This window comes from Chryseobacterium sp. BIGb0232 (genome assembly GCF_024810195.1).
GTDB lineage: Bacteria > Bacteroidota > Bacteroidia > Flavobacteriales > Weeksellaceae > Chryseobacterium > Chryseobacterium pennae.
Map to the genome: position 1 here is coordinate 32,791 of NZ_JANUEH010000013.1, position 13,441 is coordinate 46,231.

Here is a 13,441-nt window from a genome sequence, read left to right on the forward strand (position 1 = left end):
ATTAATATTTGGATTATGAAAAAAACACTAGGAATTATTATGATTATCATAGGTTTCTGTTTGACTGTTGTTGTGAAAATAGGACCTTCTAAAGAAACATCCTGGCTGTTCAGATATGGAGAACTTCCTCTATTAATCATTGCAGCGGCCATTATAATTCCGGGATTTATCCTGTACAACAAAAACAGATAATCTTCAATAATAAAAAAAGACTAGCCATAATCATGAAACTGGCTGTACTTTTAAAAAATACAAAGCAGGATAAGGGTAATTTTACCGCCCATTTTAAAGAAGATACGAAGCATGGATTTTGAGACGTTGAAGCAACAGATAGAAGAAGCAGCAAAAAAGGCTTTTTTGGAAATGTATGAAAAGCATGGCGCTGAAAACATTTACAGTTTTGCGTTGTATAGTGATGAAGGAGCAATGACAGTCTGCCCTTCTTCCAATACAGTGGAGACCCTTAAAGAGATTGATGAAGATGATGCCGTATATTATAAATACGAACCTGCGGAATGGACGTACGAAATGGAAGGTGCAGATCAGGATTTTAATGAAATTTGTACCCATCTGAGAACAGAGCTTGATCAACATGAAGAAGATGACGAATGGTTTCAGCAATTTCAGGCTAAGCTTTATACTAGTTGTATTGAAGTATTGGAAAAACTTAAAAATGAGAACTTTTTTAAAAATACTATAGGGAAAGATATTTTCCTGATTTTTACGGTGTCAGATTATGAATTTGAGAAGCAGGATCTGAAAGATATCATTATCAGACTGAACGATAATGAGTATAAAAGTGAATATCTGGAGTGGATGGAAACCTGGGGCAATTAGAAGAATGAAGAATAAAAAAACACATTAATTATATTATATGAAGCAAGATAAAATAATTGTCTCAGACACATCTTATAACAGTAACGATCCTTATGATCTGATCCTATCCAATATTTCTGTGGTGAATCTCCTGAACGAAGAAGGATTTGAGCCAGAAAATATGCATGAAGATTCTATCATCAGTTATTATCTTGATTACTATCTCGCCCAATATTCCAACGGGAATTTTTCCCAGTTTGTATGGAATTCAGGATGGTCACCGGAACTCAATCGGGATATTGAAGAAGGGTTGAAAAAAACTGGCGCGCAAAAGAACCTTATCCTTTTTCTTGAACAGTGTACAAAAGTAGAAAACCTGGAAGAAGGAGAACTTGAAAAATATCTGAAAAGCGAATATTTCGGACCTAATAAGACCAGGGATAAGCTAAAAAATAGTTCATTTTATAGCTTGGAAGAAGATTTAATAGTATTACATTCGCAATGGTTGAGAAATCATCCTGATCTACAGGTTTTGCCTGTTGAAGAAATGTTTTCAGCGTTAGAAAAACTTGTTGGGAGAAAAATTGAAAGATCATAATCATTACAACAAAATCAGTCTTATGGAAGATCTTAAAAAGCTCAATATTGAATTTAAAAATTATCTGGAAGCAATCAGTGATAAGCTTACAGAAGATTTGAGTCATCTGCTGAACGGAGACCATATCAGTTATGTTGGGAACAACGGAAGATCTGATATCAGAGCATTCTATTTCGAGTACGAATATGAATATCTGAATATTGTATTCTGGGGCGTAGACGGCAACAATAAAATCGCGACCAATACAATTTCTTTGCCCACTGAAAAGAATGGCAATGCTGAAGAAAATAGTGATTGGGATGCGCTGATCCCGGAAAAAATATGGATGGCAGCTTCAGATTTTCAGGATCATTATGAAGGGGAGGATTTTGATGATATACTGGATGAATATGATGACGAAAAATATAAACTGTTTGAACAATGGTTTTTTGACTGCTGGAAGAAAGCTTCGGAACAGACCAAAGTAAAAATGGATGCCTATTTTTCTATTCATGATACCTATTTCAGAACAGATTTAAATACTCTGAAGACCATTAATGAAGATGAGATTGCCCTACGCTATGAAAATTGATTCAAACCCAATACTAAACAAAATATAAACCCAAATCTATTATGAACTCTTATAAATTTTACAAACAGGAAGGAAACCAATACATTTTTAAAAATCAACCGGTTTTCGTATCTGTTTTATGTCTTTTCTTTTTAATAATAGCAGGATGGATCTTTAAAGATGTAAGAATCCTCAGCCTTATTCTTATTGCATTGGTAGTACTTATCGCTATTAATTTCTTTACCAAGAAGTTTATTATTGATATGGACCGAAAAACCATTACCGGGAAGCATACCATTTTTGTTCCGGCAAAAACTTATGATTTAAAGGATTTTACCAATTTCCATGTATTGGCTACAAAGTATATGGGTTTTATTACCACGAATGTAATATTGTCTATTTATTTTGAAGTAGAAGGGAAAGAAAAACATCTGACCATTGGGCAGGCTTTGTCGCAAAAAGGAATCCAAAAGATGGTGAATGAAACAGAAGACATCATGAAAATTAATGATTCAGGAAATGAACATAACAGACCGTTATAAATTTGAAGAGAATGGCAGTGAAATAAGCCTTATGCCCAATTACAGCTTCCTGCGCACTTTAATCTGGTGGCTGGCCTTTGGAATGATTGCCCTTTTGGTCATTATCTATTATTTTATGGATAAAATGTCTGCAGATCAGTTCAAAATTGCATTGATAATATGGGGGATTTATATGATCTATTTCCTGTTTGATCTGTTTTTCAGGATTCCTGTGAAGTATATTTTTGATAAATCTGAGAAATGTATTTACAAAAAATGGATCCTTTCTAAAAAAATTATGACTTTTGATGAAATGACCTATTTTATCAATGATGAAACAGGTGGATATTACTATTCCATAGGAAAGAAACGCAATCAGTTTGTGAAAAACTACAGGATCAGCAATTACTTTTCAGGATCAAAAGCTTCAGACAGAAGACAGGAAGAGTATATAACAGAAATATTATGCCCAATTCTTCTAGCAGTGGGAATTCCTTTGAATCAACCGGAATAATAAAAAACAAACGATAAGTAGGGTAGAAACTACAACCATGATAACTCTATGTATAACTATTCCCCTCCTGTGGAGGGGTGTCAAAAATTTAAAGAATTTTTGACGGGGTGGTTAACTCCAACATTGAATCACTCATTCAATAAAAGACTGCGGGCTGTTTCGAAGAAACAGCCCGCAGTTATTATGATAAAGCTAATGATTAGTTAGCTAAAATTCTCTTTACAGCTTCTTTCACTGCAGCAGCATCAATCTTATACTTTTTCATCAGTTCAGCAGGTGTTGCAGATTCTCCGAATGTATCGTTTACTGCTACAAATTCCTGTCTTGTAGGTCTTTTTCTTGCAAGCATTCCCGCAACAGACTCCCCTAAACCACCAAGGTAGTTGTGTTCTTCAGCCGTTACAATCTTCCCTGTTTTTTCAACAGATTTTAAGATGATCTCTTCATCAAGAGGCTTAATCGTGTGGATGTTGATTACCTCACAAGAAATGCCTTCTTTCTCAAGTTCATCAGCAGCTACAAGAGATTCCCATACAAGGTGCCCTGTTGCAACAATCGTTACATCAGTACCTTCCTGAAGCATGATTCCTTTTCCAATTTCGAAAGGCATATCTTCAGGGATGAATACAGGAACAGTGGGTCTACCGAATCTTAAATATACAGGACCTTCAAAATCAGCAATCGCAAGAGTAGCCGCTTTTGTCTGGTTGTAGTCACAAGGGTTGATTACCGTCATTCCAGGAAGCATTTTCATCATCCCGATATCTTCCAATACCTGGTGAGTTGCTCCATCTTCTCCTAGCGTAAGACCTGCGTGAGATGCACAGATTTTTACATTTTTTCCAGAGTAAGCAATAGACTGACGAATTTGGTCATATACTCTTGAAGTAGAGAAGTTTGCAAAAGTTCCTGTGAAAGGAATTTTCCCTGTGATACTAAGACCTGCAGCAATACCCATCATGTTTGCTTCTGCAATACCCACCTGGATAAATCTTTCAGGAGCTTTCTCAATGAATTTCTCCATTTTCAAAGATCCGATAAGGTCTGCACAAAGTGCTACTACATTAGGATTTTTATCAGCAAGCTCAGCTAATCCGGCTCCGAATCCTGAACGTGTGTCCTTTTTTTCTGTATATGTATATTTCATTTTTATTTTTATTAATCGAGAGTTTAACTGATGGTTAGAGATTAGTAGTCAGCAGGAGCTTCTAAATACAATTGTTTGAATGCAGTTTCCAATTGCTCATCATTAGGAGCTTTACCATGCCAAGCATGAGATCCCATCATAAAGTCTACTCCGGCACCCATCTCTGTGTGAAGCATGATGGCCACAGGCTTTCCTTTTCCTGTTTCAGCTTTTGCTCTTTCAAGAATACCGATTACAGCTTCAAGATCGTTACCGTTCTTTTCTTCTAAAACAATCCATCCGAAAGCTTCAAGTTTAGCGTGAAGATTTCCAAGGCTTAATACATCATCTGTATCACCATCAATCTGACGTCCGTTATAGTCAATAGTAGAAATAATGTTATCTACTTTTTTAGCAGCAGCAAACATCAGTGCTTCCCAGACCTGACCTTCCTGAAGTTCACCATCTCCGTGAAGAGTGTAAACAAGAGATTGGTCTCCGTCCATTTTTTTACCTAAAGCAGCTCCCAAAGCTACAGAAAGACCTTGTCCTAAAGAACCGGAAGCAATTCTGATCCCTGGAAGACCTTCATGAGTAGTAGGGTGTCCCTGTAATCTTGAATCAAGCTTTCTGAAAGTCTTCAATTCTTCTACCGGGAAGAAGTTGAATCTTGCCAAAGTAGAGTAGTACACAGGAGAAATGTGCCCGTTTGATAGATAAAAATGATCTTCATTCTTGCCTTCCATCGTAAAAGGAAGATGATAGTTCATCACCTTTCCATAAAGTGCTGTAAAGTACTCTGTACAGCCTAAGCTTCCTCCCGGGTGTCCTGAATTTACAGCGTGGACCATTCTTAAAATGTCTCTTCTGATCTGCGTAGTAAGAGATTTTAACTCTTCAATACTTTTACTCATTATATCTGATTTATTTGCACGCGAATTTACAATTTTTTACCGGCTTACGGAAATGCAAAAATCCGGATATAAAAATCCGGATTTTGATTGATTTGAATATTTTCCTGCTTTTAACAGCCTTCGTTGATGTAAACAGTAATTTCTGTAACGATATTATTAATAAATTTAAATGTTAACTGAGTTCCTGCATCATAGTCCTCAATATTAAAGTATCCTGCATCTTTAACACGTTTACCATTGTCATCAACCTCCGGGCGAACACTAAATATAGGATAATTTCTATAAGCATTAATCAATTCATCTCTGGTACTTCCAACACCCATTCCGCTTTTGGTTTTGAATTTTTTACTGGTAGTGGTCATTCCTGCAATGGTAACAGCATCAGGCTTTGCTGCTCCACCATACCCCTGAAAAACTTCAATACTAATAGCCTCTCCATTGTATTTTACAAAACTCTTTTGCTGTCCGTCAGAAATTTTGATTGTAGTCCCTGCAATTTTTTCTGCTTCACTTTTTTCCATAAAGATCTTGTAAGGCCCAATTCTTAAGGTAGAGACTTCAAAATTCTCCTGAGCAGCCACAGAGTTAAATGTTAATACAAAGATGAAAAGTGAAATAATTTTTTTCATAGTTTTAATACTGTTTTTTTATTTTAATTCTTGCTTTCAAAGATATTGAAATAGATCCCTCTATAAAGGATGAACACAGAATATTTGAGGGCCTTCTGATAAAATTCCGAATTTTTTACCATTAGAAGTGAATACAAAGCAGCCTTGTTGATATTTTCCATGATGTTTATTGTTTTTTAAGTATTTATTTTTCAGATTATTAGAATCTGTATTGTTTTATGAATAGATAGAGAATATTTGTTTTTTTGTATAGGTTTATTGTCTAGATTTATAATTATTTTTGGTTAAATAATTTATTTTTAACCCCCTTTGATTATTTATTTAAGAGTTAAAACCACATACACAATGAAAATTAAACAATTACTCTATTTAGGGATATTTATGATATCCATTTCTTTGGGGAAGGCCCAGGACTTTTTTACAAAAATTAGTGAAAGGTCTGTTGAGGCTAAACCAGGTGACAGGTTGATACAACCAGAAAGATTTCTCAGTTACAGGTTAGATGTAGCAGGAATGAAAAGCTACTTCCAATCAGTTCCGGAATTGAGGGATGCTGATTTTAAAGATAAGGCTCCCATTATTATTTTGCCTATGCCTGATGGAACAAAAGCAAAATTCAAAATCTGGAAATCTTCAGTAATGGCTCCTGAATTAGCTGATAAATACCCTCAATTGGTTACTTTTACAGGGCAAGGGGTTGATGATCAATACGCTACTGTGAAATTAGATTTTACAGAATTGGGATTTCATGCTCAGATAAAATCTGTGGTGGCGGGAGATATGTATATTGATCCTTATGCAAAAAATGATCTGAATAATTATATTATCTACAAAAAAGGCGATTTAATTAATAAGAGCCCGATAACTTGCGGTACTAAAGACGGGAAATTTCAAGCAGAAAAAAAAAACGGACAAAAAAGCGTCACTCCGGGCGTAGGAAATCAAATTAGAATTTTCCGGTTTGCAGTAGCCTGTACAGGTGAATATGCAAAAGCTGCAACAGGGCTAGCTTCTCCTACTGTGGCTCAAACACTGTCTGCTATTGTAACAACCGTAAACAGAGTAAATGGTGTTTATGAGCAAGAAGTGGCTGTGAGACTAATATTAGTTCCTGATGAGACGAGTCTTATTTTTACAAATCCTGCTACGGATCCTTTTAATGGTAATAATAATTCAGACCTGTTAGTTGAGGAAAGTCAGACTCAGATTAATGCAATAATTGGAATTAACAGTTATGATATAGGACATACTTTTAGCACAGGTGGTGGTGGTGTAGCTTATTATGGTATATGTGATCCTGAGTATAAAGGAAAAGGAATCACAGGAAGAAGTAACCCGGTTGGTGATCCTTATGATATTGATTACGTTGCTCATGAAGTAGGGCATCAGTTTTGGGGACCCCATACTTTTAATGCTGTAACTGGAAATTGCGGAGGCGGTAACCGGGATGCTGATGCTGCCGTAGAACCGGGAAGCGGGATTACGATTATGGGATATGCCGGAATTTGCGGATCTCTGAATAATTTGGCTAACAACAGTATTCCTATTTTTCATACCAACTCATTTCAGTCGATCACTACAGCAGTAGCATCAGCAGATTGTCCGGTGATCACTCCTGTCAGCAACACTGCCCCTACAGTAAATGCCGGAAATGATTATACAATCCCTAAAGGAACACCATTTAAGCTTACTGGTTCTGCAACAGACTCTGAAAACAATGCGCTTACCTATTGCTGGGAACAAAATGATAACGGTCCTGAAGGAGATTGGAATACTCCAACCGGAAACGCTGCTATATTCAGATCATTTGTACCGGAAACCGCTTCCTACAGATACTTTCCAAAATTGACAAGTATTCTCAACAATACGGTATCAAAAGGAGAAATTTTACCATCTTACGGAAGAACAATGGAGTTCAGACTTACTGTAAGAGATAATAATGCAGGTTGTGGGGGAGTAGCCAATGATGATGCAATTATTACGGTTGCCGGAAACTCTGGTCCGTTTAAAGTAACTGCACCCAATACTGCGGTAACATGGGGTGCTAGCTCTACACAGACTATAACATGGGATGTAGCCAATACTGCCGCTGCTCCGGTAAACTGTGCCAATGTAAGTATTTTACTCTCAACGGATGGAGGTCTTACTTATCCAACTACTCTGGTTGCCTCTACCCCAAATGATGGATCCGAAGCTATAACTATTCCTGACGTAAATACAACAACGGCTAGAATTATGGTAGCAGGGGCAGGAAACGTATTTTTTAATATTAATCCTATTAATTTTACAATCAGTAAAAATGTATTGGCTGTAAATGATGTAACCGGAAATAAAGATGCATTTGTCATATATCCTAACCCAGGTAAAGAATTTCTTAATATTAAATTTTCAAATACAAATGAAGTTTATGATGTTACCATATATGATGTAAGTGGAAAACTAGTATTCAGTAAGTTGAATAATACACCAGATTACAATAATCTGGGTACTTTTAATGTGGCTCAGCTTATAAAAGGAGATTATTTGATTAAAGTTAAAACAAAAACTTTTGAAAGAACCATAAAATGGATTAAAGAATAAAGAATAAACAATTCACAAAAAAGGCTGTTTTCAAAAAAGAAAACAGCCTTTTTACTTTTTATAAAGATCAAAAGGTTGGGCACTAAAGTCTTTTAATCCTAAACAACTCTTAAATGCTGTTTATCCTTCACTAGCCATAAACCGATAAAGGTAAGCAGCCCATTAAGAACAATAAGCTCTACACCAATTTTGTAATCTGTGTAAGAAGTCACAGCAAAGTTGATTAAATAAGTGATGATAGGAGCAAGGATCGTTACTGTAAGAATTGAATACTTCTTGGAAATATGGAACTTGGTGAAAATTCCGAAGGCAAAAAGTCCTAATAACGGCCCATAAGTATATCCGGCAACCTCCATAATCAGGTATACAATAGATTTGTCGTTCAGAGCTTTGAATACCATGATTAAAATAAAAAACATAATGGTGAATGTCAAATGCACTTTCATACGAAGGCTTTTCTTTTCTTTTTCAGTCTTTGTTTTATCTTCGTTAAGGTTTAATAAATCTACACAATACGAACTTGTTACTGCCGTTAATGCCCCATCCGCAGAAGGGAATAATGCTGAGATTAATCCGATAATGAAAATTACAGAAATGGTCATAGGGAAATATCCGTTAAGAGATAAGGCCGGGAAAAGATCATCACCCATAACATTCTTGATGTTTCCTGCAGCATCTTTGAATCCGAAGATATTGCTTACAGGATCGGTTCCTGTTGTTCCATATTCTGCTCCATGTTGCAAAGCAAAAAGGTAAAGTAATCCACCTAAAAATAGGAATGCAAGATTAACTAACAGAAGAGTTCCTGCAAAAGTTAACATGTTTTTCTTTGAGTTTTGGAGATTATCTACAGAGATATTTTTCTGCATCATTTCCTGATCCAGTCCGGTCATTGCAATCGTAATGAAAATTCCACCCAGGATGGTTTTAAGGAAAAACGTCTTGGAATTAGGATCGAAATTGATAAAGTGAGTATAATTTTTCTGTTCTAAAATTGTGTATGCTTCACCAAAAGACAGGTTCAGGTTAGATAGGATGTATACAATACATGCCACCAGGCTGATAATCATGAAAGAAGTCTGTAAAGTATCTGTAATCACAATGGTTTTTACTCCGCCTTCAAAAGTATAAAGAAGAACCATGAGTAAAAGCACCATGGAAGTTACCCAAAATGGAACCCCTAATCCTTCAAGAAGGAAAATCTGTAAGACATTTACTACCAGATATAATCTTGCTGTAGCTCCGATTGCTCTTGAAATAATAAAAAATATCGATCCGATCTTATGCGCTTCCACATTGAATCTTTTTCCCAAATATGTATAAATGGAAGTAAGGTTCATCTTATAATACAGAGGCAGAAGGATGGCAGCAACAATAAAATATCCAATGAAGAAGCCGATCACCATCATATAATATTCAAAACCTCCATAAATATATTCGGAGCCGGTCATTTTTCCAACTGTTCCTGGAACTGAAATAAAGGTAACCCCACTTAAACTGGTCCCAATCATCCCGAATGCAACGAGCCACCATTTGCTTTTTTTATTACCGATAAAGAAAGACTGGTTGTCAGAATTTCGGCTGGTGAAATATGAGATCACCAAAAGGCCGATAAAGTAGATAAAGACAAACAGCAAAAGGACAGTTCCTGGATTCATGCTTAGATTTTAAATTTTAGCAAATATATAAAAAAGAAGCATCGTGAATCATGAATTTAGTTAAGAGGTAATTTTTATATAATTACTTAGGGGGAAGTAACCTAAGCTTGGGATTAAGCTTATGTTTTTCAGAAAGGTTTGAAGCTGGGAGCTGGAAGCAGGAAGCTATGGCACTTATAAAAGCAATTATTCTCTACGTCTTCATCTTTTTTATAGTGATAAAGAGTAATTGTTTCATTAAAATTAGCTTCGCATTTATTAAAGCGGGGCCTGTTTTCTAAGCTAATGATAACAGTTCGTTTTATCAAATCGATTGAAAATCGATTCCCTCTTTGCTCACTTAAAATTTAATATAATCCAAAATAAACCTTTGCGTGAAGAAAGAACCTAGTGAGGGATAAAGAGTTTCTGCTAAGTGAAACGCCTTTGCGAGCTCTTTGCTGTAATTTAAATAAACTCTTTGCAAACTTAGCGTTAAAAAGAAAATTATTTCCCACTTAAAGAAAAAACCTTCCAGATCTGCTCTGAAAGGTTTGTATTGTAAGGGTAGAAACTGTGACTAATTCACCAAAACATCCTGTAATTCCTCACTCTTCTGAAAACTGGCTTTCGCAAAAGGACAAAGCGGAATGATTTTTTTTCCGTTTTTTCTTGCAAAATCTACAGCAGCCAAAAGCATTTCCTTACCTACCCCTTTTCCGTTGTAGGCTTCTTCCACCTCGGTGTGGTCAATAATAAATCTTTCTTCTCCTGCCCAGGTGTACGTCATTATTCCTGCGCGTCTTCCATCTATGAAAGCTTCAAAACTTCCGTGTTTCTCGTCGTTGTTTTGTTTTACTTCGATCATGTTTTATGAGAATTTAGTTAGTATTTCTATATCGTTGGTTAATATTTTATGTACCGGACATGCATCAGCAATGGTATGAAGTCTTTTTATTTGCTCATCATCCAAAATTCCTTCAAAGGTAATATCTCTTTTGAAGATTGCTTTTTTTGTCAAGGGATAATTTTCAAGTTCCACTTCTACATTGATGTTTTCCACATCCCATTCCTTTCTTTCAATATACATTCTAAGGGTTGCTGCTGTACAGCTTGCCAAAGAAGTAGCCAGAATTTCCATGGGATTGAAACCTTTGTTCTGTCCGCCTTTATCTATAGGTTCATCGGTAATAATCGTATTTTCTCCCGCTGTTACCTCTGTATAATATTTTGTTTTTCCTAAACTTGCTTTTACCGTTACTGCCATTATTTTTCAGTATTGAATTTATAACTTAATGCTCCAGATGGGCATTGATCTATCTGTATTTTTAGTTCTTCCGGGGTTGCATTGGTTGCTTTTATCCAGGGTCTGTCTTTTGGATTGTAGACTTTGGGAAGCATTTTTACACATACAGCCGAGTGGATACACTTCTGAGGCTGCCAGATGACAGTAATGTCGCCGTTGGGATATTCGTGTGTTTCCATATTAATTGTCTTTTAATGATTTTTCGATTCTTCTGTCGGGAATCATCCATATAAGAGCCACTATATAATAAAAACCTATGGCAATATAAGGATAAAAAAATGAAGTAGCGATGCCCAGAATATAAAATATAATGGATATATTCTCTTTATACTTTGAATGTATAGCCTCCTTCAGCTGTGAATTTTCACCCTCACACCGGATAATAACATTCTCCAAAATACTATAGGCAATAGCGCATAATACGAGAACAATACCATAGGTTGCTACAGGGTTTTCTGCAAAACCGGTAGTGCCGATCCATTCTGTAGCAATAGGCATCATGGAAAGCCAAAATAACAAATGAAGATTGGCCCAAAGAATACCTCCGTTTACTTTTTTTACTGTCTGAAATAAGTGATGATGATTGTTCCAGTAAATTCCTACATAGATAAAGCTGAAAATATAGGCTAAAAATTTAGGAATCAGAGGTTTTAGGCTTATCCAGCTGCTTCCTTCAGGTACTTTCAGTTCAAGAACCATGATGGTGATAATGATGGCTAGAACTCCATCACTAAAAGCTTCCAGTCTTCCCTTAGTCATTGGTAATTGAATTTTTAAAGCTTTCAATCTTCATTTTCAGCTCGCTCAGCATATCAGGATTGATCACTCCACTTTCAAGATCAAAATTCTCATAGAACTTGGGTAGGGAAAAAGTATCCTTGATATCCGCTGCAAATTGAGGGAAAAATGTTTTTGCTGTATCCATAACATTTCCACCACCATACCCTCCGGGAGAAGTACTCATCAGAAGCATTGGTTTATTCTGGAATACTTTCACATTAATCCTTGATGCCCAATCGAAAAGATTTTTAAAAGCAGCGCTGTAAGACCTGTTGTGTTCTGCAAGAGAACAGATGATAACATCACATTCTTCAATGGCTTTTAAAAAATGATGAGCTTCATCCGGAAATCCTTTCTTTTCAAGATCTACGGAAAAAACAGGCATTGTGAAATTGTTGAGATCAATAAGGTTGATCTCTTCATGCTGGAAATCTTTTAAAACAAACTTTACCAGTTCCCTGTTGATGGAAGTGGAAGAACTGCTTCCTGCAAATGCTAATATTTTCATGGTTTATGTCAGCTGAAATTATTTTCTGTTTAAAATCGCTTTTGGCAATGGAACGTATTCCTGCTCATCACCAGGAACCAAAGGAAATGCATCATGATTCTGATCGTTCCAGTTTACTTTAGCCTGATCAATTATTTCCTTGTCAGAGTTTACAAAGTTCCAGAAGATAAAACGCTCCTCATCAAAAGGTTCACCTCCGAAAAGATAGACCGTTCCGTTTTCACTCATATCAAATTCACACAGCTTAGTGTCTTTGGCGATCATCAGCTGTTTTGAACCATAAGAGTTTCCTTCAGTAGTTACCGTACCATCCAGAACATACATAGCAGCTTCCCCATAAAGATCCTTTCCTATGTTGATTTTCTTCGCTTCTTTGGTTTTGATTTCAATGAAAAATAATTTGCTGTGTACGGGAACAGGAGAGGTTTTTCCAAATGCTTCTCCCGCAATTAATTTATACTGAATGCCGTCTTCTTCCCAAACCGGAATCTCATCCGCTTCAATATGATGGAAAGTAGGTTCAGACTGTTCAAGATGTTTTGGAAGCCCCACCCAAATCTGAAATCCGTGAAGTCTTTTATCACTGTGTCTTAAATATTCAGGCGTTCTTTCAGAATGTACCACCCCTTTTCCGGCAGTCATCCAGTTTACTGCACCGGGTTTAATCTCAAGAGCACTTCCGATGCTGTCTCTATGGAAAATAGATCCTTCCAGCAGATAAGTTAATGTAGATAATCCGATATGTGGATGAGGGGGAACATCAAGGTTTTGATAATCTTTTAATTCCGAAGGGCCCATATGGTCAATAAATACAAAAGGTCCAACCGCTCTTTTTTCACGGAACGGAAGAAGTCTTCCTACCAGGAAATTTCCGATATCTGCTGCTTTTTCTTCGATGATAAGTCCAATATTTGACATAATGATGTAATGCTTTTTTAATGTGTTAAATAAATGTTGATAAA

At 36.2% G+C, this 13,441-nt stretch carries 17 protein-coding genes; 7 read left to right on the forward strand and 10 right to left on the reverse strand.

Annotated elements, in window-relative coordinates; all coding sequences use genetic code 11:
* Positions 1-15 precede the first annotated feature (15 nt).
* From M2372_RS21855 to M2372_RS21880, 6 genes are all read left to right on the forward strand, one after another.
* Complete coding sequence (locus M2372_RS21855) at positions 16-192, forward strand: hypothetical protein (RefSeq protein ID WP_185018956.1); 177 nt, start codon at positions 16-18, stop codon at positions 190-192.
* Positions 193-303: 111 nt separating this feature from the next.
* Complete coding sequence (locus M2372_RS21860; protein WP_123321373.1) at positions 304-837, forward strand: DUF4303 domain-containing protein; 534 nt, start codon at positions 304-306, stop codon at positions 835-837.
* Positions 838-874: 37 nt separating this feature from the next.
* Positions 875-1,414: a DUF4375 domain-containing protein gene (locus M2372_RS21865; protein WP_123321372.1), complete on the forward strand. Its 540-nt coding sequence runs from the start codon at positions 875-877 to the stop codon at positions 1,412-1,414.
* Between the two features lie 22 nt (positions 1,415-1,436).
* The gene (locus M2372_RS21870; RefSeq protein ID WP_148060823.1) at positions 1,437-1,985 is read left to right on the forward strand and encodes a hypothetical protein; all 549 of its coding nucleotides are present in this window, start codon (positions 1,437-1,439) and stop codon (positions 1,983-1,985) included.
* Between the two features lie 41 nt (positions 1,986-2,026).
* Positions 2,027-2,506: a hypothetical protein gene (locus M2372_RS21875; RefSeq protein WP_123321370.1), complete on the forward strand. Its 480-nt coding sequence runs from the start codon at positions 2,027-2,029 to the stop codon at positions 2,504-2,506.
* On the forward strand, positions 2,484-2,999 hold the full coding sequence (locus M2372_RS21880; RefSeq protein ID WP_228438876.1) for a hypothetical protein: 516 nt from the start codon (positions 2,484-2,486) through the stop codon (positions 2,997-2,999). The genes M2372_RS21875 and M2372_RS21880 overlap by 23 nt, the downstream gene beginning before the upstream one ends.
* A gap of 199 nt (positions 3,000-3,198) precedes the next feature.
* On the opposite strand, the gene M2372_RS21885 is transcribed toward M2372_RS21880, so the two are convergent.
* The 3 genes from M2372_RS21885 to M2372_RS21895 form a co-directional block, all read right to left on the reverse strand.
* On the reverse strand, positions 3,199-4,146 hold the full coding sequence (locus M2372_RS21885; protein WP_115972839.1) for a transketolase family protein: 948 nt from the start codon (positions 4,144-4,146) through the stop codon (positions 3,199-3,201).
* A 41-nt stretch (positions 4,147-4,187) separates the two neighbouring features.
* The gene (locus tag M2372_RS21890) at positions 4,188-5,042 is read right to left on the reverse strand and encodes a transketolase (protein WP_259081184.1); all 855 of its coding nucleotides are present in this window, start codon (positions 5,040-5,042) and stop codon (positions 4,188-4,190) included.
* A gap of 107 nt (positions 5,043-5,149) precedes the next feature.
* Positions 5,150-5,668 carry a hypothetical protein gene (locus tag M2372_RS21895; protein WP_123321369.1) on the reverse strand — a complete coding sequence of 173 codons (519 nt, stop codon included), beginning with the start codon at positions 5,666-5,668 and terminating at the stop codon, positions 5,150-5,152.
* A gap of 345 nt (positions 5,669-6,013) precedes the next feature.
* Here M2372_RS21895 and M2372_RS21900 point away from each other — a divergent pair, with 345 nt between their 5' ends.
* Positions 6,014-8,248, forward strand: a complete 2,235-nt coding sequence (locus M2372_RS21900) for a reprolysin-like metallopeptidase (protein ID WP_123321368.1) — start codon at positions 6,014-6,016, stop codon at positions 8,246-8,248.
* A gap of 98 nt (positions 8,249-8,346) precedes the next feature.
* Here the strand turns inward: M2372_RS21900 and M2372_RS21905 are convergent, their stop codons facing one another.
* The 7 genes from M2372_RS21905 to M2372_RS21935 form a co-directional block, all read right to left on the reverse strand.
* Positions 8,347-9,906, reverse strand: coding sequence for a sodium:solute symporter (locus M2372_RS21905; RefSeq protein WP_123321367.1), 1,560 nt, complete (start codon positions 9,904-9,906; stop codon positions 8,347-8,349).
* A 559-nt stretch (positions 9,907-10,465) separates the two neighbouring features.
* Complete coding sequence (locus M2372_RS21910; RefSeq protein WP_185018954.1) at positions 10,466-10,753, reverse strand: GNAT family N-acetyltransferase; 288 nt, start codon at positions 10,751-10,753, stop codon at positions 10,466-10,468.
* Between the two features lie 3 nt (positions 10,754-10,756).
* Complete coding sequence (locus M2372_RS21915; RefSeq protein WP_115972834.1) at positions 10,757-11,152, reverse strand: OsmC family protein; 396 nt, start codon at positions 11,150-11,152, stop codon at positions 10,757-10,759.
* Positions 11,152-11,370, reverse strand: coding sequence for a (4Fe-4S)-binding protein (locus M2372_RS21920; protein ID WP_123321366.1), 219 nt, complete (start codon positions 11,368-11,370; stop codon positions 11,152-11,154). The genes M2372_RS21915 and M2372_RS21920 overlap by 1 nt, the downstream gene beginning before the upstream one ends.
* Before the next feature lies 1 nt (position 11,371).
* Positions 11,372-11,950 carry a TMEM175 family protein gene (locus M2372_RS21925; RefSeq protein ID WP_123321365.1) on the reverse strand — a complete coding sequence of 193 codons (579 nt, stop codon included), beginning with the start codon at positions 11,948-11,950 and terminating at the stop codon, positions 11,372-11,374.
* The gene (locus M2372_RS21930; protein ID WP_123321364.1) at positions 11,943-12,479 is read right to left on the reverse strand and encodes an NADPH-dependent FMN reductase; all 537 of its coding nucleotides are present in this window, start codon (positions 12,477-12,479) and stop codon (positions 11,943-11,945) included. Before M2372_RS21930 ends, M2372_RS21925 begins: the two co-directional genes overlap by 8 nt.
* A gap of 18 nt (positions 12,480-12,497) precedes the next feature.
* On the reverse strand, positions 12,498-13,397 hold the full coding sequence (locus M2372_RS21935) for a pirin family protein (protein WP_123321363.1): 900 nt from the start codon (positions 13,395-13,397) through the stop codon (positions 12,498-12,500).
* Positions 13,398-13,441 lie beyond the last annotated feature (44 nt).

Bases quoted from the DNA above. Each gene is read 5' to 3' on its own strand.
- M2372_RS21855 (WP_185018956.1), top strand. From the start codon at position 16: ATGAAAAAAACACTAGGAATTATTATGATTATCATAGGTTTCTGTTTG.
- M2372_RS21860 (WP_123321373.1), top strand. From the start codon at position 304: ATGGATTTTGAGACGTTGAAGCAACAGATAGAAGAAGCAGCAAAAAAG.
- M2372_RS21865 (WP_123321372.1), top strand. From the start codon at position 875: ATGAAGCAAGATAAAATAATTGTCTCAGACACATCTTATAACAGTAAC.
- M2372_RS21870 (WP_148060823.1), top strand. From the start codon at position 1,437: ATGGAAGATCTTAAAAAGCTCAATATTGAATTTAAAAATTATCTGGAA.
- M2372_RS21875 (WP_123321370.1), top strand. From the start codon at position 2,027: ATGAACTCTTATAAATTTTACAAACAGGAAGGAAACCAATACATTTTT.
- M2372_RS21880 (WP_228438876.1), top strand. From the start codon at position 2,484: ATGAACATAACAGACCGTTATAAATTTGAAGAGAATGGCAGTGAAATA.
- M2372_RS21885 (WP_115972839.1), bottom strand. From the start codon at position 4,146: ATGAAATATACATATACAGAAAAAAAGGACACACGTTCAGGATTCGGA.
- M2372_RS21895 (WP_123321369.1), bottom strand. From the start codon at position 5,668: ATGAAAAAAATTATTTCACTTTTCATCTTTGTATTAACATTTAACTCT.
- M2372_RS21900 (WP_123321368.1), top strand. From the start codon at position 6,014: ATGAAAATTAAACAATTACTCTATTTAGGGATATTTATGATATCCATT.
- M2372_RS21905 (WP_123321367.1), bottom strand. From the start codon at position 9,906: ATGAATCCAGGAACTGTCCTTTTGCTGTTTGTCTTTATCTACTTTATC.
- M2372_RS21910 (WP_185018954.1), bottom strand. From the start codon at position 10,753: ATGATCGAAGTAAAACAAAACAACGACGAGAAACACGGAAGTTTTGAA.
- M2372_RS21915 (WP_115972834.1), bottom strand. From the start codon at position 11,152: ATGGCAGTAACGGTAAAAGCAAGTTTAGGAAAAACAAAATATTATACA.
- M2372_RS21920 (WP_123321366.1), bottom strand. From the start codon at position 11,370: ATGGAAACACACGAATATCCCAACGGCGACATTACTGTCATCTGGCAG.
- M2372_RS21925 (WP_123321365.1), bottom strand. From the start codon at position 11,950: ATGACTAAGGGAAGACTGGAAGCTTTTAGTGATGGAGTTCTAGCCATC.
- M2372_RS21930 (WP_123321364.1), bottom strand. From the start codon at position 12,479: ATGAAAATATTAGCATTTGCAGGAAGCAGTTCTTCCACTTCCATCAAC.
- M2372_RS21935 (WP_123321363.1), bottom strand. From the start codon at position 13,397: ATGTCAAATATTGGACTTATCATCGAAGAAAAAGCAGCAGATATCGGA.